Genomic DNA, 21,810 nt, shown 5'->3' on the forward strand with positions numbered 1-21,810 from the left:
GGTGGATCGACCTCCGGATCTTGCTGCGGCGATCGATGCCGCGGCCGAGGCGTTCGTGGGTGTGCTCGATTCGGCCACCTCCCGGCACCAGGTGGCGGTCCCGCCGACCCAGCTGCGGGTGCTCGCGTTGATCCGGGACCGGCCGGAGACGAACGTCAACGGGTTGGCCGAGTTGCTCGACGTGGTGCCCTCCTCGGCCAGCCGGCTCTGTGACCGGCTGGAGGCGACCGGGTTGCTGCGCCGCACCCCGGACCCCCGGGACCGGCGGGAGGTGCGGCTGGTGCTCACCGCCGCAGCGGTGACCCTGCTGACCGAGCTGCGGGAACGCCGGCATCGGGCGGTGCAGGCGGTGCTGGACCGGATGCCGCCCCGGGCCCAGCACGAGCTGCTGCTGGCACTGCTGGCGTTCGGCCAGGCCGCGGGCACGCCCACCGCGCAGCCCGACACCCCGGCCCGCACCGCATGAGGCGTTCCGACGACCTCCACTATTGTCCTAGGATGCCTTAGCGGTGGTGACACACCACACAGACCGCCGGACCGCCCCGACAAAAGCGCGCCCCACCCGCCCGGCCAGGGGCGCCCGATATAGTGGCTGCCGGTCCGGGGTGTCGAGTGCCCCGGACCGCACCAGGGGGAGGTCCCGGCCCGGGATCACCGAGACACCGGCATCCGCCGGTCCGGTAAGCGCACGGCTGACCGTGGCGCCCACGAGGGCGCCCGGATCGTGCTGCGGGGGGAGGTTCGGTGTCACGTCGGCCGGCTCGGGCAGAGCATCCGCGCGGACCGGGCGGTGACGCCACGGCCGACCGGGTGTTGACGTTGCCGAATCTGATCAGCTTCGTCCGGCTGCTCGGCGTACCCCTGTTCCTCTGGCTGTTCCTGGTCGTGGAGGCGGACGTGGCGGCGATCGTGGTGCTCGCCATCGGCGGCACCTCCGACTGGGTGGACGGCTGGATCGCCCGCCGGCTCGGGCAGGTCAGCCGTCTGGGCGAGCTGCTCGACCCGCTGGCCGACCGGCTCTACATCCTCGCCACGCTGCTCGCCTTCACCGCCCGGGAGGTGGTGCCGTGGCCGTTCACGGCGGCGCTGCTGGCCCGGGAGGCGCTGCTGCTCGGTTCGTTGGCGGTGCTGCGCCGGCACGGCTACGGGCCGCCGCCCGTGCACTACGTCGGCAAGACCGCCACCTTCCTGCTTTTGGCCGCGTTCCCGGTGCTGCTGCTGGCGGCGGCGACCACGTCGGTGACGGCGACGACCGCCGCGGCCATCGGCTGGGGGCTGGCCTGGTGGGGTCTGGTGCTGTACTGGGTGGCCGGCGCGATGTACGTGGTGCAGGCGGCCCGGCTGGTCCGCGCGACCCGGCGGGGGGCCGCCGCGTGAGCGCGCCGGGGGACGGGTCGAAGCGGCCGGCGCGGTTGTTCACCCCGGACTTCCTCACCGAGTTGTTCCAGAACCCGCTGGACCCGGGTTACGCCGACGCGGCGGCCCGGCGGCGGCAGGACCCGGCGTCGACCGCCGGGTGGCGGGGCGCGTCCGCGCGGGCGGTGGCGGTCGTGGTGGTGGCCGTGGTGGGGTTCCTGTTCGCGGTGGCGTACCGGGAGACGATGGCCGACGAGCCGAGCCGCAGTCAGGCGCGGGCCGCGTTGATCGCGCAGATCAAGCAGCGGGAGGCGGAGACCGACGCGATGACCGCGCGGGCCGCGCGGCTGCGCGAGGAGGTCGGTCGGCAGCGGGACGCGGCGTTGAGTGGTTCGCAGGCGGCCCGGTTGCGCAACCTGGAGGCGGGCACGGGGCTGGGCCGGGTGCGTGGTGACGGGGTGGTGGTGACGTTGGCCGACGCGGCGGCGCAGGACGACGGCGCGGTCAACGGTGACTCGGCGGCGGGTCCGTCGCGAGTGATCTACTCGGATCTGCAGAAGGTCGCCAACGACCTGTGGGCCTCGGGTGCGGAGGCGATCGCGATCAACGGGCAGCGGTTGACGGCGACGTCGACGATCCGGTCGGCGGGGGCGGCGATCCTGGTGGACTTCCGTCCGGTGACCAGCCCGTACGAGGTGTCGGCGATCGGGCCGCGGTCGTTGCGGGACCGGTTCGACGACAGCCGGTCGGCGTATCTGATGCGTCGGGTGGCCCGGGACACCGGGTTGTCGTTCGAGGTGCGTCGGGCCGGGGACCTCACGTTGCCCGCCGCGCCGGAGCCACGGCTACGCTACGCCCAGCCGTCGGTCAGTCCGAGTCCGTCGCCGGCGGGTTCGGGTGCTGTCGGTTCGTCCGGTGCCGGGTCGTCCGGTCCGGGTTCGTCTTCCCGCCCCTCCGGAGGTGTCCGATGATCGCGGTGCTGGCGTTGCTCGCCGGTGTGGTGCTGGGGGTCTATCTCGACCCGACGGTGCCGGCGGCGTTGCAGCCGTACCTGCCGATCGCGGTGGTGGCCGCGTTGGACGCCGTGTTCGGTGGGGTGCGGGCGAAGTTGGACCGGATCTTCGACGACAAGCAGTTCGTGGTGTCGTTCATCTCGAACGTGCTGGTGGCGGGTCTGATCGTGTATCTGGGTGACCAGTTGGGGGTGGGTGGGCAGTTGTCCACTGGTGTGGTGGTCGTGTTGGGGGTGCGGATCTTCGGGAATGTGGCGGCGATCCGTCGACACCTGTTCCGGGCGTAGGTTGGTGTCGTGAGCGACGAGCATCGGGAGACGGGTACCGGGTGGCCGCAGCCGGTGGAGCCGGTGCGTCCGGTGGGGCCGGCGGGTGAGCCGGATCCGCGGCCGGACGCGCCGGATGCGGACGAGTTGAGTCCGTTGGTGCCGGGGGAACCGTCGCGGGAGCAGCCGTCGGAGTCGGGTGACGACGACGGGGCGACGGTGAACCTGGCGGAGGTGGCGTCGGCTGAGGTCGGGTCCTCGGGGCAGCCGTCGGCGGGTCCGGTGGGGCGGAAGGTGTCTCCGGCGGGGGTGATGATCGCGGCGTTGCTGGCGTTGTTGGGGTTCACGTTGGTGGTGCAGTTGAAGACGACCTCGACGGATCCGACGTTGGCGGCGACCCGGCAGGAGGATCTGGTGCGGATCTTCTCGGATCTGGATTCCCGGGAGAAGCGTCTGCAGCAGGACATCGAGGGCCTGGAGGACAGCCAGCGGCAGTTGCGTTCGGGTGAGCAGGGTCGGCAGGCGGCGTTGGAGGAGGCGACGAAGCGGGCCGACGAGTTGGGCATCCTGGCGGGTACGTTGCCGGCGCGGGGGCCGGGGTTGGCGGTGCGGTTCGAGCCGGGTGGCAAGCCGATCCGGGCGGACCGGGTGTTGGACGCGGTGCAGGAGTTGCGGGGTGCGGGTGCGGAGGCGATGCAGATCTCGGGTGGGGATCGGGCGTCGGCGCGGATCATCGCGTCGACGTACTTCCTGGACGGGGCGGGGGACGTGTTGGTGGTGGACGGGCGGCCGTTGACGGGTCCGTACACGATCACGGTGATCGGTGATCCGGAGACGATGCGTACCGCGTTGAACATTCCGGGCGGGGTGGCCGCATCGGTTCGCGGTGACGGCGGTAACGTGAGCGTCGAGGATCGTGAGGTTGCCGAGGTTTCGGCGCTGCACGCGCCGTTGAAGCTGGAACACGCCCGTCCGGTCTCCTGACCGGCGCGGCCGCGCCGGGTGGTCCGGTGCACCGATGGATGAGGGACGCGCTGGTGATTCCTGAGGATCTGCGTTACACCGCCGAGCACGAGTGGGTGGTGGGTGCCGAGGGCGGTAACGTCCGGGTGGGTATCACCCAGTTCGCGCAGGATGCGCTGGGTGACATCGTGTTCGTCCAGTTGCCGGACTCCGGTGTGGTGGTGGAGGCCGGTGAGTCGTTGGGTGAGATCGAGTCGACCAAGAGTGTGTCGGAGATCTACGCGCCGGTGAGCGGGACGGTGGCGGCGCGCAACGAGGCGTTGGCCGACACTCCTGAGGTGATCAATTCTGATCCGTACGGTGCGGGTTGGTTGGTGGAGATCGTGCCGGCGGATCCGGCGGCGGTGGACGGGTTGTTGACCGCTGACGCGTACCGTGAGCTCACTGAGAGCTGAGTGGTGTCGTGCCGGGCGTGGGTGTTTCTGCCGCGCGTCCGGTTGCCCTGCATTTCGGCGCTGGCTAGGCTCGCCCAGTCGACCGAGAACCCCAAATTGGTGCAGTGTTGGGTAATTGCCTTCGTTGGGCAGGGGGAGCCAGTCGTCGGGTGATCTTCCCGGGGGCCGTACCCGCCGTTATCCTGTGCTGACCGAAACTGATCCGTGAGGTGGTCCCATGACGCGCCCAGGCGACGAGTTCCCCCCGCTCGACGTCACTTCGACGCTCAATCTCGGTTCGTTGGACGAAGTGCTGGAGGGTCCGGACACCGATGTGGTGCCGAGTCGGATGTCCGGCTCGTTGCCGCCGGGTATGGCGCTGCTGGTGGTTCGTCGGGGCCCGAATGCGGGTGCCCGGTTCCTGTTGGACCATGATGTGACGACGAGTGGCCGGCATCCGGACAGTGACATCTTCCTGGACGATGTGACGGTGTCGCGGCGGCATGCTGAGTTCCATCGGGATGCGGGGACGTTCACGGTGCGGGACGTGGGGAGTCTGAACGGCACCTACGTGAACCGGGAGCGGGTGGAGGCTGCCACGTTGAGCAATGGTGACGAGGTGCAGATCGGTAAGTTCCGGGTGGTGTTCATTGCCGGTCCTCGCCCGGAGGAGGAGGCCGGCCGGGGGTGAACGAGCCTGCGGCCTCCATGCCGTCCGGGTCGGCCCGGTCGCACCCGCTGATGAGTATCGGTGAGGTGTTGGGTCAGCTGCGGGTGGAGTTTCCGGACGTCACGATTTCGAAGTTGCGGTTCCTTGAGGCCGAGGGTCTGGTGGAGCCGCAGCGCACGGCGGCGGGGTACCGGAAGTACAGCTGGGATGATGTGGCCCGGTTGCGGTTCGTGTTGACTGCGCAGCGTGATCAGTATCTGCCGTTGCGGGTGATTCGTGAGCAGTTGGCGCAGTGGGACGGTGGTGAGGAGTCGCCGGGTCGGCAGCGGCCGACGTTGGTGGCGGTGGGTCCCGGTGGTGAGGTGCCGGGCCGGTCGGTGGAGGAGCCTGAGTCGCAGGTGCGGCTCGGGCGGGCCGATCTGGTGGCGCGTAGTGGGATCGCCGAGTCGACGTTGGGTGAGTTGGAGCGGCTCGGGGTGTTGGTGCCGGATCCGCCGGGGTGGTATGACGCTGATGCGTTGATCATCGCGCGGGCGGTGGCGGGTTTGGCGGCGTACGGGTTGGAGCCTCGTCATCTGCGGGGTTACCGGTCGTCGGCAGATCGTGAGGTGGGTTTGTTCGCGCAGTTGGTGGCGCCGTTGGCGCGGCAGTCTGATCCGGCGGCGCGGGCGCGGGCGGCGGAGACGGCGCGGGAGTTGGTGGCGTTGTCGCAGCAGTTGCATGCGGCGTTGGTGCGGGTGGGGTTGCGGTCGACGTTGGGTCGGTGAGGGTCGGGTTGGTGTGTGCGGAAGGTTCTGCCCCGGGAAGCGTGCCGTAGGCTTGCCGGGGTAATCCTTTTCCGGCGTGGTGCGCGGGGCTGGTGCGGTGGGGACGGCCGTGTCGCGGTCCGTGTACCGTGCAGGGACGGGGCGCGGTGCGGGTGTAGGTGACAACGACACGGAGGCGGCGGTGCGCGAGCTGAGCGTGGTCGGGGTTCGGGTGGAGCTGCCGAGCAACCAGCCGATCGTCCTGCTCAGGGAGGTCGAGGGCGACCGCTATCTGCCGATCTGGATCGGTGCGGTCGAGGCCACGGCTATTGCTTATGAGCAGCAGGGGGTCAAACCGGCCCGGCCGTTGACGCATGATTTGTTGCGGGACGTGCTGGCGGCGTTGCAGGCGCCGTTGCGGGCGGTGGAGATCACCGAGTTGAAGGAGAACGTCTTCTACGCTGATCTGTTGCTGGGTGACGGGGTGCGGGTGTCGGCCCGGCCGAGTGATTCGATCGCGTTGGCGTTGCGGGTGGGTGCGCCTATTCGTTGTGCGGAGCAGGTCCTCAGTGAGGCGGGGATCGTGATTCCCGACGAGCAGGAGGATGAGGTGGAGAAGTTCCGGGAGTTCCTGGAGCAGGTGCGTCCGGAGGATTTCGCGGGCTGATCGCTGGCGTGGTGGTGGGTGCCGTGGTGGCGGTGCCGGTGGTGTGGTGTGTCGTCGCGCGGCGTGTCGCGGCTGTTTCTCCGTGGTAACCCCTTGGTGCGGCGTTAGGGTTGCCGTGTCGAGGGGTGTGCGTCGGTGGCACCGGCGTGTTACCGCACTGACGGGGAGGTTGTCGGGATGCACGAGCCGCGGGAGCCTGAGCCAGGTGTGGAGCGGGGCGAGTCGGGGGCGGTGTCGTCGTCGGTGCCGGTGGACGGTGACGGTGCGGTCGGGTACCGGGGTGTGACGGCCTGTCATGCGGCGGGGATCAGTTACCGCCAGTTGGATTACTGGGCGCGGACGACGTTGGTGGTGCCGAGTGTCCGGGACGCGTCGGGTTCGGGGACGTCCCGGTTGTATTCGTTCCGCGATCTGGTGGTGTTGAAGGTCGTGAAGCGGTTGCTGGACGCCGGGGTGTCGTTGCAGAACATCCGTAAGGCGATCGAGGCGTTGCGGTCGCGTGGGGTGGAGGACCTGGCGGGGATCACGCTGATCTCGGATGGGACGACGGTGTACGAGTGCCGGTCTCCGGAGGAGGTGGTGGATCTGTTGCAGGGTGGTCAGGGGGTGTTCGGGATCGCGATCGGTGGGGCGTTCAAGGAGATCCAGGGTTCGTTGTCGCATCTGCCGGCGGAGCCGGCGGTGCCGGGTGGCGGTGAGGTGGCTCCGGCGGTGCAGGAGGGTGTGTCGTCGGGGGTGGTGGGTGACGAGTTGGCGGCGCGGCGGGCGCGGCGTCGGGCGGGTTGATTGAGGTGGTGTGGACGCCGCGGCCGGGTTCTGGTCGCGGCGTCGTCGTGTCCGGGTGGGGTTGGTTGTCGTATCGATGTGGGGTGTGACCTGGGGTGGTGGCTGTCCTTGGTGGACGTTCCCGGGTGGAGGGCTGTTGTTGACAGGTGTGGTCCGGCGAGGAATCCTGTCCAGGGCGATCACCAGAGACACCGGCTGGGTCACGGTGAGTGACGGTTGGTGGTGGCGTCGAGCTGATGCGTGGAGCATGGTGCGGGGGTCGCATCCGTGGTCCCGCCGAGGACGGGAAACGAACCGACGTGCATATCGATCACTACGGCCTGGGTTCCGCGCGGGCCGGCGGTGCTGTCGCCGATCATGCTGCCGGGTTGCGTTGCCCGGTCACCGCCGCGTCGTCTGCCGGGCCGGTGGGCTCCGATGGGGACGTGTTGGCCGAGGCGACGCAGTTCCTGGAGGCGTTGCACGCCGAGCGGCAGTTGCCGGGGTTGGCGGCGCGGTTGGCGGAGGTGCGTGAGGAGGTCGCGTTGACCGGCTCGTACCGGCACACCCGGGAGGAGTTGGTGTACGGGGCGAAGGTGGCGTGGCGGCAGTCGGCGCGGTGTGTGGGGCGGGTGCGGTGGGCGGGGTTGCGGGTGCGGGACCGTCGGCATGTGACGACGGCGGCGGGGATCGCGCAGGAGTTGTCGGCGCATCTGGCGGCGGGGGACAACGGGGGTCGGATCCAGTCGGTGATCACGGTGTTCGCGCCGGATCGGCCGGGGGTGGGGCCGCGGGCGCGGATCTGGAACGACCAGTTGATCAGGTACTGCGGTCATGTGCGTGCCGATGGTGGGGTGTTGGGTGATCCGGCGCAGGTTGCGATGGTGCGGGCGGCCCGCCGGTTGGGGTGGCGGCCGCCGCCGGTGCCGGGTCGGTTCGATCTGTTGCCGTGGGTGATCGAGACGGCGCACGAGTCGCCGTCGGTGTGGGAGGTGCCGCGGGAGTTGGTGCGGGAGGTGGCGTTGAGTCATCCGGACCATGAGTGGTTCGCGGATCTGATGTTGCGTTGGCATGCGCTGCCGGTGATCAGTAACATGCGTCTGCGTATCGGCGGGGTCGACTACAGTTGCGCGCCGTTCAACGGTCACTATCTGGGTGACGAGATCGGGACCCGCAACATGGGCGACCGGGGGCGGTACGACCAGTTGCCGGTGGTGGCGGCGGGGCTGGGGTTGGACACGTCGCGGGAGGACACCCTGTGGCGGGAGCATGCGGCGTTGGTGTTGAACCAGGCGGTGCTGCACTCGTTCCGGGTGGCGGGGGTGCGGGTGTCCGATCCGCACACCGAGTCGGAGTTGTTCATGAAGTTCTGTGCGCAGGAGGAGCGGGCGGGTCGGCCGGTGCACGGTGACTGGTCGTGGTTGAACGGGAGTGTGGGGTGGGCGGCGTTGCATGCGGTGCATCACCGGTACTACGACACCCGCGTCCCGAATCCGAATCTCTGGCAGACTGACCGCGTTTACGATCCGGATGGTGTGGTGGCGATGACGTTGCGTGAGCGTCACGACGTGGCTCGCGCGCAGGAGGACTGACGATGGACAGCGCGGCGTTGCGCCAGAGTTGGAGCCAGTTCTCCGCTGCCGGGCCGGAGGCGGCGAAGTATTTCTATGCCACGTTGTTCGTGGTGGCGCCGGAGGCGCGGTCGATGTTCCCGACGAACATGCAGTACCAGGAGGACAAGCTCCTGGCCGCGTTGGGGCACATCATCACCAGTTTGGATGATCCGCAGGCGTTGGCGGTGTTCGCGCAGCGGTTGGGTGCGGATCACCGGCGGTTCCACGGCCACGACCAGCGGGGCAATCCGGTGGCGTTGGGGGAGCGGCACTACATCTGGGTGGGTCAGGCGTTGCTGGCCACGTTGGAGCGTTTCCTCGGCCCGTACTTCACGCCGGCGTTGCGGGCGCAGTGGGCGGCGGCGTACGAGTTGGTGGCGAAGATGATGCTCGACGGGGCGGCGGAGGCGGAGCGGTCGTCGCCGCCGCACTGGGAGGCGGAGGTGGTGACGGCGGAGCGTCGTCGCGCCGACATCATGGTGTTCACGGTGCGGCCGAACTATCTGTGCAACTACCGGCCGGGGCAGTCGTTGCCGGTGCAGGTGCCGCAGTTGCGGACGTGGCGGTACCTGTCGCCGGCGAACGCGCCGCGGGCGGACGGGACGATCGAGTTCCATGTGCGGGCGGCGGGCCGGTTCTCCACGCATCTGGTGCGTCGGTTGCGGGCGGGTGAGCGGTTGTTGTTGGGGCATCCGACGGGGGCGGCGTTGTCGTCGTACGACAGGTCGCCGCACCTGCCGTTGTTGTTGATCGCCGGGGGGACGGGGTTGGCGCCGTTGCGGGCGGTGGTGGAGGCGGTGCAGCAGGGTGCGGGGCGGCGTACGACGTTGGTGGTGGGTGGTCGTACCCCGGATGACCTGTATGACGAGGCGGCGTTGTCGCGGTTGGCGGCGATGCCGCCGGCGGCGGGTTGGCAGCATGCGGGTACGGGCTGGTTGCGGTATGTGCCGACGGTGGAGACGGGGTGGGGTTGGCAGGGGGCGATCGGTCGGGCGGGTGACACGGCGGTGCGGTTGGGGCCGTGGGCGGACACGGAGGTCCTGGTGTGTGGGAGTCCGGAGATGACGCGGGACACGGTGGCGCTTCTGGTGCGTTCGGGTGTGGCGCCGGAGCAGATCCTGACGGAGAGCTATGATCATTCTCTCTATCCGCCGCTCGCCGAGGCCGGTGCTGTGGGCCTGCGCGACTTCAGTGGGACAGGTGCCCGATGAGCGTCCACCACTCCGACCGGGTCGGGGCCGAACAGGGTGAGGTCGCCCGCCAGTTGTCGGTGTTGGAGGAACGGCGGTTCCGGGGCAGCCACTGGTTGTCCGCCGACGAGGTCGAGGCGGTGGTGCGGGCGGCTGACGACCGGATCGGGTTGTTGACGGCGGAGTTGGAGCGGCAGCGGCGGGAGAACCAGGGGCTGCTGAGTCAGGTGGAGATGCTGCGGCACGGGACGTTGCCGAGCAACGCGCCGCAGGGGCCGGATCCGATGACTGTCGAGTTGGCGATGCGGGCGCAGGACGAGGCGAACCGGACGATCGGTGAGGCCAGCGCGGAGGGCGCGGAGATCATCGCTGATGCGCGGCGGCAGGCGGAGGAGATTCTCGCCGAGGCGCACCGGCGGGCCGGTGAGGTGGGTGCGTCGGTGTCGTCGGTTGCGGGTCCGTCGCCGGAGTTGGCGGGGAAGTTGCAGGCGTTGGAGGAGCGGCATGCGGCGGCGTTGGCGGCGGTCGCTGCGGCGCAGCAGCAGCTCAACCGGTGGCAGTCGTATCTGTCGGCGCAGTCGGAGCAGTTGCGGGCGGACGCGGCGGCGGCCGGTGGGGCCAGCGCGCAGTTGCGGGCGGTGCTGGGCGGTTGATCCGCGCCGGTCGGGACGTGTGTGCGTGCGGGTCGCCGCCGGTGGGGTCGTTGAGGCAGCATGGGACGGGTGACGGAGACGATCGACGCGGTGGCTGCCCTGGTGGCGGCCGGTGGGGTCGTGGTGGTGAGTGGGGCGGGTCTGTCCACCGAGTCGGGTATCCCCGACTACCGGGGGCCGACGGGTGTGGCCCGCCGGCACACGCCGATGACGTATCAGGCGTTCGTCGGGGATGCGGCGGCGCGGCGACGGTACTGGGCGCGTAGCCATCTGGGGTGGCGCACGATCGTGGGGGCGCGGCCGAACGCCGGGCACCGGGCGGTGGCCCGGTTGCAGGACGCCGGCCTGGTCGACGGGGTGATCACCCAGAACGTCGACGGTCTGCACACGGCGGCGGGCAGCGGGCGGGTGGTGGAGTTGCACGGCCGCCTGGACACGGTGGTGTGTCTGGGTTGCGGTGACCGTACGCCGCGGGGGGAGCTGGACCGGCGGCTGGTGGCGGCGAATCCGGGTTTCGACGCGGCGTTTGCGGTGGTGAACCCCGATGGTGACGTGGATCTCGACGACGACCGGGTGGCCGGGTTCCGGATGGTCGACTGCGGATGTTGTGGCGCGGGGATGCTGAAACCGGACGTGGTGTTCTTCGGGGAGACGGTGCCCGCGGCGCGGGTGGCGCGGTGTTTCGCGATGGTCGATGCGGCGCGGGCGGTGCTGGTGCTGGGGTCGTCGTTGACGGTGTTGTCGGGGCGGCGGTTCGTGCTGCGGGCGGCGAAGTCGGGCATTCCGGTGGTGATCGCCAACCAGGGTGTGACCCGTGGTGACGGGTATGCGGCGCTGCGGGTGGACGCCCCGTTGGGGCGGTTCCTGCCGGTGCTCGCCGACCGGGTGGCGGCGGTCGTGCCACCCGGGTCGGGTCTGCTGACGGCGGGTTGATCTCGCGCGGGTGGGGGTACGACATCCGCCGGTAACAGGGGCGCTGGTAGCGTTGACCATGCCGACACCACCCGCGCGGGAGAGATCGCCCAGCAGTATCCGGGCGACGCCGAAGGGGCAGATTCTCCCCGGAACCTCTCAGGCAGAAGGACCGCGACGGGCAGGCACTGTGGAGCGCTTGTGGCGTGACTCAGGGGGAGGCCGATCCGTCGACCTCGCCGCCTGAGTCAGGAGCGTCACGCATGACCGTAGAGCAGTTCGCCGACCGGCACATCGGTCCCGGTCCGCACGACGAGCGCCGCATGTTGGAGGCCGTTGGCTACGGGTCGATCGACGAGCTGATGGACGCGGCGATTCCCGAGGTGATCCGCTGGCACGGGGCGTTGGATCTGCCGGCGCCGGCCACCGAGCGGGAGGCGCTCGCGGAGTTGCGGGCGTTGGCGTCGCGGAACACGGTGGCGGTGTCGATGATCGGCTTGGGCTACCACGGCACCCACACCCCGGCGGTGATCCGCCGTAACGTGCTGGAGAACCCGGCCTGGTACACGGCGTACACGCCGTACCAGCCGGAGATCAGTCAGGGCCGGTTGGAGGCGCTGCTGAACTTCCAGACGATGGTGACGGACCTGACCGGCCTGGCGACGGCGAACGCGTCGATGCTCGACGAGGCGACCGCGGCGGCGGAGGCGATGACGTTGGCGCGGCGGGCGTCGAAGAGCCGCAGCGCGGTGTACGTGGTCGACGCGGACGCGTTGCCGCAGACCGTGGCGGTGCTGTGCGGCCGGGCCGAGCCGTTGGGTATCGAGGTGCGGGTGGTGGACCTGGACACGCAGGAGTTGCCGGCGGAGTTCTTCGGGCTGCACCTGCAGTATCCGGGGGCGTCGGGGCTGGTGCGGGACCATGCGCCGCTGGTCGACGCCGCGCACGCGGTGGGCGCGGTGGTGGCGGTGGCGGCGGACCTGTTGGCGTTGACGATGCTGCGGGCGCCGGGGCGGATCGGGGTGGACATCGCGGCGGGCACCACGCAACGGTTCGGGGTGCCGATGGGCTTCGGTGGGCCGCACGCCGGTTACCTGGCGGTGCGGGCCGGGTTGGAGCGAATGCTGCCGGGGCGGCTGGTCGGGGTGTCGCGGGACGCGGCCGGTGCGCCGGCGTACCGGTTGGCGTTGCAGACGCGGGAGCAGCACATCCGGCGGGAGAAGGCGACCAGCAACATCTGCACGGCGCAGGTGCTGTTGGCGGTGATGGCCGGCATGTACGCGGTGTACCACGGGCCGGACGGGTTGCGGCGGATCGCCGACCGTACCCGGTCGATGGCGCTGCGGTTGGCGGCGGGGTTGCGTGCCGGTGGCGTCGAGGTCGTCGACGGGGTGTTCTTCGACACGGTGACGGCGGTGGTGCCGGGTCGCGCGGGGCAGGTGGTGGCGGCGGCGCGGGAGCGGGGGGTGAACCTGCGGCTGGTCGACGCCGACCGGGTGGGGGTGTCGTGTGACGAGACGACCACCGGGGGGCATCTGGCGGTGGTGTGGGAGGCGTTCGGGGTGGACCCGGTCGTCGGGGACGTGGCGCAGGCGGTGCCGGCCGGGTTGGCGCGGGACACCGACTTCCTCACCCATCCGGTGTTCCGCAGCCACCATTCGGAGACGGCGATGCTGCGGTACCTGCGCCGGCTGGCGGATTTCGACTACGCCCTGGACCGGGGCATGATCCCGTTGGGGTCGTGCACGATGAAACTGAACGCGACCACCGAGATGGAGCCGGTGACCTGGCCGGAGTTCGCGCACCTGCACCCGTTCGCCCCGGACGAGCAGACCGCCGGTTACCGGGAGCTGATCGGGCAGTTGGAGGGGTGGCTGGCGGAGGTGACCGGCTACGACGCGGTCAGTGTGCAGCCCAACGCCGGGTCGCAGGGGGAGTTGGCCGGGTTGTTGGCGATCCGCGCGTACCACCGGGACCGGGGTGACGGGCACCGGGACGTGTGTCTGATCCCGTCGTCGGCGCACGGCACGAACGCCGCGTCGGCGGTGATGGCCGGGATGCGGGTGGTGGTGGTCGGGTGTGACGCCGACGGCAACGTCGACCTGGTCGACCTCGACGCGAAGATCGACAAGCATCGGGACGCTCTCGCGGCGATCATGGTGACGTACCCGTCGACGCACGGGGTGTACGAGACGGGCATCGCCTCGCTGTGCGCGAAGGTCCACGACGCCGGCGGTCAGGTGTACGTCGACGGGGCGAACCTCAACGCGTTGGTCGGGTTCGCCAAGCCGGGCCGGTTCGGGGCGGACGTGTCGCACCTGAACCTGCACAAGACGTTCTGCATTCCGCACGGCGGCGGCGGGCCGGGGGTGGGTCCGGTGGCGGTGCGCGAGCACCTGGCGGCGTACCTGCCGGGTGACCCGGGCGGTGAGCGGACGGCCGGGTCGGCGGCGATCTCGGCGGCCCGGTACGGGTCGGCGGGCATCCTGCCGATCCCGTGGGCGTACCTGCGGATGATGGGTGCGGCGGGGCTGGCCCGGGCGACGGGGGTGGCGGTGCTGGCCGCGAACTATGTGGCGGTGCGGCTGCGGGAGCACTTCCCGGTGCTGTACGCGGGCAACAAGGGCCTGGTGGCGCACGAGTGCATCCTGGATCTGCGGCCGTTGACGAAGGCGACCGGGGTCAGTGTCGACGACGTCGCGAAGCGGCTGATCGACTACGGGTTCCACGCGCCGACGATGTCGTTCCCGGTGGCGGGGACGCTGATGGTGGAACCGACCGAGAGTGAGGACCTGGCCGAGCTGGACCGGTTCTGCGACGCGATGATCGCCATCCGGGCGGAGATCGACAGGGTGGCGTCGGGTGAGTGGCCGGCGGGGGACAACCCGCTGAGCAACGCCCCGCACACCGCGGTGATGGTGTCCGGGGACGAGTGGCCGCACCCGTACCCGCGGTCGGTGGGCGGGTACCCGGCCGGGATGGATCCGGTGGGGAAGTACTGGCCGCCGGTGCGGCGCGTCGACGGCGCGTACGGCGACCGGAACCTGATGTGTTCGTGCCCGGCGCCGGAGGCGTTCCAGGACTGAGGCGCGGTGCCGGGGCGGCGGTCGTGCCGCCCCGGTGCGGCGACCGGGGGAGGGCGGCCCCCACGTGGGGGCTAGCCTGGTGCGACGGGTCGGCGTGGCCGACGCGTCGTGACCGGGTCAGGCGACGAGGGCGTGCCGGGCCGGACCGCGGTGCGGGGCGATGGTGCTGCCGTCAGGGAGGAGTTCGCCGGTGTCCTCGAAGACGATGACACCGTTGCAGAGCAGGCTCCAGCCCTGCTCAGGGAAGCAGGCGATGACGCGGGCGGCGTCCCGGTCGGTCGCTTCGGCGGAGGGACAGGGGATCTGGTGCTGGCACATCGGGTTCTCCGGACTGTGGGGGCACTGTGTCATGGTTCACATGACCAGTGACGCACAGTACCAAGGGACCGCGCGCCGGATCGAGCAGGCTTCCGCCATGTTGCCCGGAAATCCGCTGAACGGATGAGGAAGAATCAGCCACCCGGCGTGGAAACGCTCCCAACGGCCCCCGTCGACGTACCCGCCGTACCGGAGCGCTGCCGCAGCGTGCTCGTGGAACGGGACCGCTACCTGTGGCACGTCACCGACGGTGGCGACCCGGCCGCCCAGATCGCCGCCTTCCTCACCGCCCACGGCCTCCCCGTCGACGACCTGACCCGCCCGGCGACCCACCGCACCGACGGCCCGTGCGGCGCCGCCCTGTTCGTCTCCGCCGCCGCCGGCGCCCGGATGGCCGGCGCACCCACCGGCCCCGCCAGCCCCACACCTGCCCTGCCCGACGTCGCCGTCGTCGTCTACGACCACGGCCCCCGCCGTCCGCCCCCCACCGCACCGGCACCCGACCGGCTGCGGCTCGGACCGTGGCGGGACAGTTGGACCCCCACCGGGCACGCCGACGCCGTGCGCGCCGTCCGCGCCGCCATCGGCCGCGGCGACGTCTACCAGGTCAACGTGGTCGGCCACGCCGCCGCCACCTACACCGGCGACCCGCGTCCCGCCCTGGCCCGCCTCGCCGGCCTGCCCGGCGCCCGCTACGGCGGCACCCTGCACGGCGACGGCTGGAGCATCGGCTGCGCCTCACCGGAAACCCTCGTCGCCGTGCACGCCGGCCGGGTCGTCACCCGCCCCATCAAGGGCACCCGCCCCGCCACCCCGGCCGGCCGCCGCGACCTGCTCAACTCCGCCAAGGAACGCGCCGAACACATCATGATCGTCGATCTGGAACGCAACGACCTCGCCCGCATCGCCCGCACCGGCTCGGTGACCGTCGACGACCTGTTCACCGTCCGCCGCTGGTGCGACCTGTGGCAGGCCGAGTCGACCGTGTCGGCGACCCTCGCCGACGGCACCGGCCTGACCGACCTGCTGCGCGCCACCTGCCCCGGCGGCTCGGTCACCGGCGCACCCAAACACGCCGCGCTGGCGCTGATCGCCGCCCTCGAACCCGTCGGCCGGGGTGCCGGCATGGGCGCGTTCGGCTGGATCGGCCCCGGCCACCTCGACCTGGGCCTGACCATCCGCACCGCCGCCGCCGACCACGACCGGCTGCACCTGTGGGCCGGCGGCGGCATCACCTGGGACAGCGACCCCACCGCCGAGGTCGCCGAAGCCGCCGCCAAGGCCGCCCCGGTACGGGCCCTGCTCGCCGCCGGCTGACCACCCCCGGGCCGTTAGGGTGACGGGCATGCACGTCGAGTACAGCGGCACCGGCGACCCCGCCCGCAGCCTCGCCCTGCTGTGGCGCACCCGCGAGCGGGCCAGCCGCAGCGGCGACCTCGGCGTCGACCAGATCGTCCGGGCCGCCATCGACGTCGCCGACGCCGAGGGCCTCGCCGCGCTGTCCATGCGCCGGGTCGCCGAACGCCTCGGCGTCGGCACCATGTCCCTCTACACCCACGTGCCCGGCAAGGGGGAACTGCTCGACGTCATGCTCGACACCGTGCACGGCGAAACCCCCCGCCCCACCGACGTTCCCGGCGGCTGGCGCGGCCGCCTGGAACGCATCGCCCGCGACAACTGGGCGCTGTACCTGCGCCACCCGTGGCTGCTGCAGGTCGCCACCACCCGCCCCCCGCTGGGCCCCCAGGTCACCGCCCGCTACGACTACGAGCTACGCGCCGTCGAGGGCGTCGGCCTCACCGATCTGGAGATGGACGCCGTGGTCACCCTCGTCGACTCCTACGTCCACGGCGCGGTGCGCGGCGCGGTGGAGGCCGCCCAGGCCACCGGCCGCACCGGCCTCACCGACGAACAGTGGTGGCACGCCCACGCCCCCTACCTGGAGAAGGTCATGGACCCGGCGCGGTTCCCCACCGCCGCCCGGGTCGGGGCCGCCGCCGGGCAGGAGTACCAGGCCGCCACCGACCCGACCCGCGCCTTCGAGTTCGGCCTGGCCCGCGTCCTGGACGGCATCGCCGCCCTGATCGCCGACCGGTGCGCCGGATCACCGCCGCCGGCGACCCCCCGATAACCTTCCCGGCATGACCGTACGCCCGATCCGGATCATCGGTGACCCCGTCCTGCGCACCGCCTGCACCCCGGTGACCCGCTTCGACACCGCCCTGCAACACCTCGTCGACGACCTGATGGACACCCTCACCGGCGAACCCGGCCGGGCCGGTGTCGCCGCCCCGCAGATCGGCGTCGACGCCCAGGTGTTCGTCTACGACGCCGACGGCCACCGCGGACACCTGATCAACCCCACCATCGAGCTGTCCGACGACACCGAGGACGACGACGAGGGCTGCCTGTCCATTCCCGGCCTGTACTTCCCGACCCGCCGCGCCCTGCACGCCACCGTGCACGGCGTCGACCGGCACGGCGACCCGCTCACCATCTCCGGCAGCGGCTTCCTCGCCCGCGCCCTGCAACACGAGACCGACCACCTCGCCGGTCGGCTCTACGTCGACACGCTGCGCGGTGACGTCCGCCGCAAGGCCCTGCGGGAGATCCGCGCCGGCCGGTTCGACTCACCCCGCCGACACCGCTGAGCCCGCCCCGACGGCCAACGCGTACTCACCGAACCCGGTCACCCGGGTGAACCCCAACCGTTCGTAGAGGCGCACCGCCACCGTGTTGTCGGCCCGCACGTTCAACGTCACATGGTCGACGCTGCCGGCCAGCCGGGCACACAACGCGGCCACCACCGCCGCGCCCAGCCCCCGCCCCCGCGCCGCCGGACGGGTGGTCACGTTCCCCACCGCGGCCACCCGGTACGTCGGCGACCACACGTGCACCCCGGCCACCGCCACCAGGGCGTCACCGTCGCGCACCCCCAGGTAGTGGCCGGTGTCGAGCATCCGCGCGTCGAACCAGTTCCCCGGGTACGCCACCGCGTACAGCTCCCGCAGCGCCGGCAGGTCCGCCGCGCCGAGCACCTCACCCGCGGCGGCGACACCGGCCAGCCGCCCCGGGTCGGTCAACGCCATCCGCAGGTGCGCCCCCGCCGGGGTGAGCACGTACCGGCCGGCGAGGACCCGCTCCAGGCCGGGGGACAGGTGCGCGTACAGCCGGGCCGGCAACACCGGGGCCACCTCGTCGAGCAGCGCCGCCATGGCCGCGCCGTCGCGTTGCGCGGCGAACGCCAGCAGCACCGGCTCGGCCGCCCCGTGGTAGAGCAGCACCACCTGGTCGCCGCGCCGGAACCACGACGTGTACGGCCAGAAAAAGTCGTCCAGGTCACCCAACTGGTAGGCGTGCAGCACCGGATCGCGGCGCAGCAGGGCGGCCAGCACGGCACGGTCGTGTTCGGCGCGTACCGGCACCGCTCAGCAACGACCCGTGGGAAGGTTCTCGTCGGCCCACCGGGCCAGCTCGTCCAGCGCCGGCAGCAGCGCCGCGCCCCGCCCGGTCAACTGGTAGCTGACCCCCAGCGGGGGACCCTCGCGCACCGTGCGGCTGACCAGGTCCACCCGGGCCAGCTCACCGAGCCGGTCGGACAGCACCGACTCGCTGATGCCGGGCAGCGCCCGGGTCAGTTCGGCGAAACCGGCCGGCCCCTGGGCGAGGGTGCCCAGGATCATGCCGTTCCACCGCTTGCCGAGGAACGCGAACGCCCGGGACAGCCCCCCGGGGCAGGCGCGGGGCCCGCCGTCGGTCGGGGAGCACGTCGTCATCGTCCCAGCATACGTGGTCCGCAACTCACCCTAGCCACTTCGAAAAAACTAGCTGCTACTGTGGTCGCAGCAAACGTCGAACCGACCGGAGGACACCATGACCGACGTACTGCCCGACCACCTCATCACCCTCGACCCCCAGGCCCAGGCCCAACTGTTCACCGAAGCCCGCACCGCCAACACCTTCACCGACACCCCCGTCAGCGACGAACAACTCCGCGCCATCTTCGACCTCGCCAAGTACCCACCCACCGCCATGAACGTCCAACCCCTACGCGTCCTGTTCGTCCGCCCCGGCGACGGCCGCGACCGCCTCCTCACCCACGTCGCCGAGGGCAACCGCGCCAAAACCGCCACCGCACCCGTCGTCGCCGTCCTCGCCGCCGACACCGACTTCCACGAACACCTCGACACCGTCTTCCCCATCCGCCCCGGCATGCGCGAACACTTCGCCGCCGACCCCGCCACCCGCGACGGCATGGCCCGCTTCAACGCCGGCCTCCAGGTCGGCTACTTCCTGCTCGCCGTCCGCGCCGCCGGCCTCGCCGCCGGACCCATGGGCGGATTCGACGCCACCGGCGTCGACAACGAATTCTTCACCGACACCGGCTGGAAGTCCCTGCTCCTGGTCAACATCGGCCACCCCGGCCCCGACGCCTGGCACCCCCGGCTGCCCCGACTCGACTACGACACCGTCGTCCGGCACGCCTGAACCACCAGCCGAACACACCAGTGGCTGGCCCGCCGAGCACCCCCGCTCAGCCGGCCAGCCACTGGTCGTAACCCAACCGCGCCACCAACGCCAACACCACCACCAGCAACACCACCCGCACAAACCCCGCACCCCGACGCAACGCCATCCGCGCCCCCACCACCGCCCCCACCACATTGCACACCGCCATCGCCGCACCCAACGCCCACCACACGTGCCCGGTCAACCCGAACACCACGAGCGCACCCAGATTCGTGCCCGCGTTCACCACCTTCGCCATCGCCGACGCATGCACGAAATCCGACCCCAGGACCGCCGTGAACGCCAACACCAAAAACGTGCCCGTACCCGGCCCGATCAACCCGTCATACAGCGCGATACCCAAACCCGCCACCCCCACCGCCACCACCACCCGCACCGGCGTCCGCCGCTGCGGCGCCGCCACCACACCCAGCGACGGCCGCGCCAGCACGAACACCGCCACCGCCACCAGCACCACCAGCACCACCGGCCGGTACACGCCACCCGGCACCGCACCCGCCAACGCCGCACCCAACCCCGCCGTCAACACCGCCAACCCGGCCGCCGGACCCGCCACCGCCCAGTCCACCCGCGTCCGCCGCGCATACGTCACCGCCGCCGTCGACGTACCGAAGATCGCCGCCACCTTGTTCGTCCCCAACGCCGTCGCCACCGGCACCCCCGGCGCCGCCACCAACAACGCCGGCAACAACAACAACCCACCCCCACCCACCACCGCATCCACCCACCCCGCCAGGGCAGCAGCAGTCAGCAGAGTCGACAACGACACAGGATCCACGGCCGGCCATTCTGCCCACCCCACCCGACCACCCACCCACCCGAGTGGCCCACCTCACCGCCCACGCCGCCTGCGCAACCACACCCCCACCACACCCACCGCCACGAACACCAGCACCGAACAACACAACAACTTGATCATCCAGTAACTGTCCCACGCCACGTAGGGTGCACACGTGCGCCTGGCCACCTTCAACCTGCTCCACGGCCGCTCCCTGACCGACGGACTCGTCGACCCCGACCGGCTCACCGCCGCCGTCCACGCCCTCGACGCCGACATCCTCGCCCTCCAGGAAGTCGACCGCGACCAGTCCCGCAGCGGCCACCACGACCTCACCACCATCGCCGCCCACGCCCTCGACGCCCCCGAACACCGCTTCGCCGCCGCCGTCGTCGGCACCCCCGGCGAACACTTCCGCCCCCTACGCCACGACGACGACGGCCACGGCGAACCCTGCTACGGCATCGGCCTGATCAGCCGCCACCCCGTCCGCAGCTGGCACGTCACCCGCCTCAACCCCGCACCCGTCCGCTCACCCATCTACGCCCCCGGCCCCGGCGGCGGCCTCATCCTCCTACGCGACGAACCCCGCGTCGTCCTCGCCGCCGTCCTCGACACCCCCCACGGACCCCTCACCGCCGCCGCCACCCACCTGTCCTTCGTCCCCGGCTGGAACGCCCACCAACTCCGACGCGTCGTCCGCGCCCTACGCGCCCTACCCGCCCCCCGCATCCTCCTCGGCGACCTCAACCTCCCCGCCGGCCCCGCCCGCCTGCTCACCGGCTGGCAACCCCTCGCCCGCCACCCCACCTACCCCGCCACCGCACCCCGCGTCCAACTCGACCACATCCTCGCCGACCCCCACGACCGGCACCGACTACCCCCGGTCACCGCCACCGCCACCCCCCGCTCCACCATCTCCGACCACCGCCCCCTCATCGTCGACCTCGGCTGACCCCACACCCGCCACCCGCTGCGCCGCCCGCAACGCGTTACGGAACAACATCGCCACCGTCGTCGGACCCACCCCACCCACCCGCGGCGTGATCGCCCCCGCCACCCGCGCACACGACTCATCCACATCCGGCAACAACCGACGACCCTCGTACCGCACCCCACCACCCACCACCACCGCACCCGGACGCACATGCTCCGGCCGCACGATCCCCGGCACCCCCGCCGCCGCCACCAGGATCTCCGCCCGCCGCGTGTACCGCGGCCAGTCCGCCACCCCCGTGTGCACCACCGTCACCGCCGCATTCGCCGTCGGCCGCTTCTGCGCCAACAACATCGCCAACGGACGCCCCAACGTCGCACCACGACCCAACACCACCACCTCCCGCCCCGCCACCGGCACCCCGTGGAACGCCAACAACGCCTCGATCCCCGCCGGCGTACACGGCACCGGACCCGGCAACCCCGACGCCAACCGGCCCATGTTCACCGGATGCATCCCGTCCACGTCGGAATCCGGATCCAACACCTGCAACGCCCGGTCATAGTCCAGATGCCCCGGAACCGGATGCTGCACCAACACCGCATGCACCCCGGGATCGTCGTTGAAATCCCGCAACACCCGGTGCAGATCCGCCTGCGACGCCGACCCCGACAACCGCACGTGCGGCGACGCGAAACCCAACTCCGCCGCCTGACGCTGCTTTATCCGGATGTACCCGGCACTCGCGTCATCGTCACCCACCAGCACCGTCGCCAACGCCGGCACCACCCCGGCCGCCCGCAACGACGCCACCCCCGCGGCGACCTCGGCGAGAATCCGCTCCGCCACCGGCCCACCCGGCAACAACCGGGCCGTACCAGACGTGGGGGAGAGCGAAGAAGAAACAGACATG

25 protein-coding genes and 1 riboswitch are annotated in these 21,810 nt (G+C 71.3%); of the genes, 20 read left to right on the plus strand and 5 right to left on the minus strand.

The window, feature by feature from the left end; genetic code table 11:
- Position 1: 1 nt before the first annotated feature.
- The 15 genes from ACWCHM_RS11775 (at position 2) to gcvP (ending at position 14,334) form a co-directional block, all read left to right on the plus strand.
- Positions 2 to 466, plus strand: a complete 465-nt coding sequence (locus ACWCHM_RS11775) for a MarR family winged helix-turn-helix transcriptional regulator (RefSeq protein ID WP_454222435.1) — start codon at positions 2 to 4, stop codon at positions 464 to 466.
- 278 nt (positions 467 to 744) lie between these two features.
- Complete coding sequence (locus tag ACWCHM_RS11780; protein ID WP_454222436.1) at positions 745 to 1,377, plus strand: CDP-alcohol phosphatidyltransferase family protein; 633 nt, start codon at positions 745 to 747, stop codon at positions 1,375 to 1,377.
- A complete protein-coding gene (locus tag ACWCHM_RS11785; RefSeq protein WP_204959776.1) occupies positions 1,374 to 2,327 on the plus strand; it encodes a DUF881 domain-containing protein in 954 nt (317 codons plus the stop codon). Before ACWCHM_RS11780 ends, ACWCHM_RS11785 begins: the two co-directional genes overlap by 4 nt.
- Positions 2,324 to 2,656, plus strand: a complete 333-nt coding sequence (locus tag ACWCHM_RS11790) for a small basic family protein (RefSeq protein WP_007071104.1) — start codon at positions 2,324 to 2,326, stop codon at positions 2,654 to 2,656. Before ACWCHM_RS11785 ends, ACWCHM_RS11790 begins: the two co-directional genes overlap by 4 nt.
- Positions 2,657 to 2,665: 9 nt before the next feature.
- Complete coding sequence (locus ACWCHM_RS11795; protein ID WP_454222438.1) at positions 2,666 to 3,619, plus strand: DUF881 domain-containing protein; 954 nt, start codon at positions 2,666 to 2,668, stop codon at positions 3,617 to 3,619.
- Between the two features lie 53 nt (positions 3,620 to 3,672).
- On the plus strand, positions 3,673 to 4,053 hold the full coding sequence (gene gcvH / locus ACWCHM_RS11800; RefSeq protein WP_204959778.1) for a glycine cleavage system protein GcvH: 381 nt from the start codon (positions 3,673 to 3,675) through the stop codon (positions 4,051 to 4,053).
- Positions 4,054 to 4,270: 217 nt separating this feature from the next.
- Entirely contained in the window at positions 4,271 to 4,723 is a 453-nt protein-coding gene (odhI, locus tag ACWCHM_RS11805) for an oxoglutarate dehydrogenase inhibitor Odhl (RefSeq protein ID WP_145919984.1), read from the plus strand.
- A 50-nt stretch (positions 4,724 to 4,773) separates the two neighbouring features.
- A complete protein-coding gene (gene ftsR, locus ACWCHM_RS11810) occupies positions 4,774 to 5,469 on the plus strand; it encodes a transcriptional regulator FtsR (RefSeq protein ID WP_204960313.1) in 696 nt (231 codons plus the stop codon).
- A 181-nt stretch (positions 5,470 to 5,650) separates the two neighbouring features.
- Positions 5,651 to 6,115, plus strand: a complete 465-nt coding sequence (locus ACWCHM_RS11815) for a bifunctional nuclease family protein (protein WP_088647333.1) — start codon at positions 5,651 to 5,653, stop codon at positions 6,113 to 6,115.
- A 177-nt stretch (positions 6,116 to 6,292) separates the two neighbouring features.
- Positions 6,293 to 6,901: a MerR family transcriptional regulator gene (locus ACWCHM_RS11820; protein WP_454222441.1), complete on the plus strand. Its 609-nt coding sequence runs from the start codon at positions 6,293 to 6,295 to the stop codon at positions 6,899 to 6,901.
- A gap of 368 nt (positions 6,902 to 7,269) precedes the next feature.
- A complete protein-coding gene (locus ACWCHM_RS11825; RefSeq protein ID WP_454223065.1) occupies positions 7,270 to 8,472 on the plus strand; it encodes a nitric oxide synthase oxygenase in 1,203 nt (400 codons plus the stop codon).
- Between the two features lie 2 nt (positions 8,473 to 8,474).
- The gene (locus ACWCHM_RS11830) at positions 8,475 to 9,704 is read left to right on the plus strand and encodes a globin domain-containing protein (protein WP_454222442.1); all 1,230 of its coding nucleotides are present in this window, start codon (positions 8,475 to 8,477) and stop codon (positions 9,702 to 9,704) included.
- Positions 9,701 to 10,336 (plus strand): hypothetical protein, encoded by a 636-nt coding sequence (locus tag ACWCHM_RS11835; RefSeq protein WP_454222443.1) that lies wholly within the window; start codon positions 9,701 to 9,703, stop codon positions 10,334 to 10,336. The genes ACWCHM_RS11830 and ACWCHM_RS11835 overlap by 4 nt, the downstream gene beginning before the upstream one ends.
- A gap of 60 nt (positions 10,337 to 10,396) precedes the next feature.
- Positions 10,397 to 11,269 carry an NAD-dependent protein deacetylase gene (locus ACWCHM_RS11840; RefSeq protein ID WP_454222444.1) on the plus strand — a complete coding sequence of 291 codons (873 nt, stop codon included), beginning with the start codon at positions 10,397 to 10,399 and terminating at the stop codon, positions 11,267 to 11,269.
- A gap of 66 nt (positions 11,270 to 11,335) precedes the next feature.
- A riboswitch (glycine riboswitch) is annotated at positions 11,336 to 11,433 on the plus strand.
- Between the two features lie 78 nt (positions 11,434 to 11,511).
- On the plus strand, positions 11,512 to 14,334 hold the full coding sequence (gcvP, locus tag ACWCHM_RS11845; protein WP_454222445.1) for an aminomethyl-transferring glycine dehydrogenase: 2,823 nt from the start codon (positions 11,512 to 11,514) through the stop codon (positions 14,332 to 14,334).
- A gap of 117 nt (positions 14,335 to 14,451) precedes the next feature.
- Here the strand turns inward: gcvP and ACWCHM_RS11850 are convergent, their stop codons facing one another.
- Positions 14,452 to 14,652 (minus strand): DUF5999 family protein, encoded by a 201-nt coding sequence (locus ACWCHM_RS11850; RefSeq protein WP_088647339.1) that lies wholly within the window; start codon positions 14,650 to 14,652, stop codon positions 14,452 to 14,454.
- A gap of 123 nt (positions 14,653 to 14,775) precedes the next feature.
- Here ACWCHM_RS11850 and ACWCHM_RS11855 point away from each other — a divergent pair, with 123 nt between their 5' ends.
- Genes ACWCHM_RS11855 through def form a run of 3 tightly spaced genes read left to right on the plus strand, consistent with a single transcriptional unit; the run spans position 14,776 to position 17,303 of the window.
- Positions 14,776 to 15,969 carry a chorismate-binding protein gene (locus ACWCHM_RS11855; protein WP_454222446.1) on the plus strand — a complete coding sequence of 398 codons (1,194 nt, stop codon included), beginning with the start codon at positions 14,776 to 14,778 and terminating at the stop codon, positions 15,967 to 15,969.
- Between the two features lie 28 nt (positions 15,970 to 15,997).
- A complete protein-coding gene (locus ACWCHM_RS11860) occupies positions 15,998 to 16,783 on the plus strand; it encodes a TetR/AcrR family transcriptional regulator (RefSeq protein WP_204959785.1) in 786 nt (261 codons plus the stop codon).
- A 10-nt stretch (positions 16,784 to 16,793) separates the two neighbouring features.
- Positions 16,794 to 17,303 (plus strand): peptide deformylase, encoded by a 510-nt coding sequence (gene def / locus ACWCHM_RS11865; protein WP_204959786.1) that lies wholly within the window; start codon positions 16,794 to 16,796, stop codon positions 17,301 to 17,303.
- Here the strand turns inward: def and ACWCHM_RS11870 are convergent.
- Together ACWCHM_RS11870 and ACWCHM_RS11875 are read right to left on the minus strand one after the other, a co-directional pair.
- Entirely contained in the window at positions 17,283 to 18,077 is a 795-nt protein-coding gene (locus ACWCHM_RS11870) for a GNAT family N-acetyltransferase (RefSeq protein WP_454222447.1), read from the minus strand. The genes def and ACWCHM_RS11870 overlap by 21 nt on opposite strands.
- A gap of 3 nt (positions 18,078 to 18,080) precedes the next feature.
- Positions 18,081 to 18,428 (minus strand): winged helix-turn-helix transcriptional regulator, encoded by a 348-nt coding sequence (locus ACWCHM_RS11875; protein WP_204928318.1) that lies wholly within the window; start codon positions 18,426 to 18,428, stop codon positions 18,081 to 18,083.
- Between the two features lie 97 nt (positions 18,429 to 18,525).
- Between ACWCHM_RS11875 and ACWCHM_RS11880 the strand changes: the two genes are divergently transcribed.
- Entirely contained in the window at positions 18,526 to 19,140 is a 615-nt protein-coding gene (locus tag ACWCHM_RS11880) for a malonic semialdehyde reductase (RefSeq protein WP_281897535.1), read from the plus strand.
- 46 nt (positions 19,141 to 19,186) lie between these two features.
- Here the strand turns inward: ACWCHM_RS11880 and ACWCHM_RS11885 are convergent, their stop codons facing one another.
- Entirely contained in the window at positions 19,187 to 19,945 is a 759-nt protein-coding gene (locus tag ACWCHM_RS11885; RefSeq protein WP_281897538.1) for a sulfite exporter TauE/SafE family protein, read from the minus strand.
- Between the two features lie 190 nt (positions 19,946 to 20,135).
- Here ACWCHM_RS11885 and ACWCHM_RS11890 point away from each other — a divergent pair, with 190 nt between their 5' ends.
- Entirely contained in the window at positions 20,136 to 20,915 is a 780-nt protein-coding gene (locus ACWCHM_RS11890) for an endonuclease/exonuclease/phosphatase family protein (protein ID WP_204959790.1), read from the plus strand.
- Here ACWCHM_RS11890 and ACWCHM_RS11895 read toward each other — a convergent pair.
- Positions 20,838 to 21,809, minus strand: coding sequence for a bifunctional 5,10-methylenetetrahydrofolate dehydrogenase/5,10-methenyltetrahydrofolate cyclohydrolase (locus ACWCHM_RS11895; RefSeq protein WP_454222448.1), 972 nt, complete (start codon positions 21,807 to 21,809; stop codon positions 20,838 to 20,840). The genes ACWCHM_RS11890 and ACWCHM_RS11895 overlap by 78 nt on opposite strands.
- Position 21,810: the final 1 nt, after the last annotated feature.

The organism is Micromonospora sp. SCSIO 07396, assembly GCF_053667945.1.

What these genes read in the sequence shown, in the direction of transcription:
- ACWCHM_RS11790 (WP_007071104.1), top strand. Translation starts at nt 2,324, where the DNA reads ATGATCGCGGTGCTGGCGTTGCTCGCCGGTGTGGTGCTGGGGGTCTAT.
- odhI (WP_145919984.1), top strand. Translation starts at nt 4,271, where the DNA reads ATGACGCGCCCAGGCGACGAGTTCCCCCCGCTCGACGTCACTTCGACG.
- ftsR (WP_204960313.1), top strand. Translation starts at nt 4,774, where the DNA reads ATGAGTATCGGTGAGGTGTTGGGTCAGCTGCGGGTGGAGTTTCCGGAC.
- ACWCHM_RS11820 (WP_454222441.1), top strand. Translation starts at nt 6,293, where the DNA reads ATGCACGAGCCGCGGGAGCCTGAGCCAGGTGTGGAGCGGGGCGAGTCG.
- ACWCHM_RS11830 (WP_454222442.1), top strand. Translation starts at nt 8,475, where the DNA reads ATGGACAGCGCGGCGTTGCGCCAGAGTTGGAGCCAGTTCTCCGCTGCC.
- ACWCHM_RS11835 (WP_454222443.1), top strand. Translation starts at nt 9,701, where the DNA reads ATGAGCGTCCACCACTCCGACCGGGTCGGGGCCGAACAGGGTGAGGTC.
- ACWCHM_RS11840 (WP_454222444.1), top strand. Translation starts at nt 10,397, where the DNA reads ATGGGACGGGTGACGGAGACGATCGACGCGGTGGCTGCCCTGGTGGCG.
- gcvP (WP_454222445.1), top strand. Translation starts at nt 11,512, where the DNA reads ATGACCGTAGAGCAGTTCGCCGACCGGCACATCGGTCCCGGTCCGCAC.
- ACWCHM_RS11850 (WP_088647339.1), bottom strand. Translation starts at nt 14,652, where the DNA reads ATGTGCCAGCACCAGATCCCCTGTCCCTCCGCCGAAGCGACCGACCGG.
- ACWCHM_RS11855 (WP_454222446.1), top strand. Translation starts at nt 14,776, where the DNA reads ATGAGGAAGAATCAGCCACCCGGCGTGGAAACGCTCCCAACGGCCCCC.
- ACWCHM_RS11860 (WP_204959785.1), top strand. Translation starts at nt 15,998, where the DNA reads ATGCACGTCGAGTACAGCGGCACCGGCGACCCCGCCCGCAGCCTCGCC.
- def (WP_204959786.1), top strand. Translation starts at nt 16,794, where the DNA reads ATGACCGTACGCCCGATCCGGATCATCGGTGACCCCGTCCTGCGCACC.
- ACWCHM_RS11875 (WP_204928318.1), bottom strand. Translation starts at nt 18,428, where the DNA reads ATGACGACGTGCTCCCCGACCGACGGCGGGCCCCGCGCCTGCCCCGGG.
- ACWCHM_RS11880 (WP_281897535.1), top strand. Translation starts at nt 18,526, where the DNA reads ATGACCGACGTACTGCCCGACCACCTCATCACCCTCGACCCCCAGGCC.
- ACWCHM_RS11895 (WP_454222448.1), bottom strand. Translation starts at nt 21,809, where the DNA reads ATGTCTGTTTCTTCTTCGCTCTCCCCCACGTCTGGTACGGCCCGGTTG.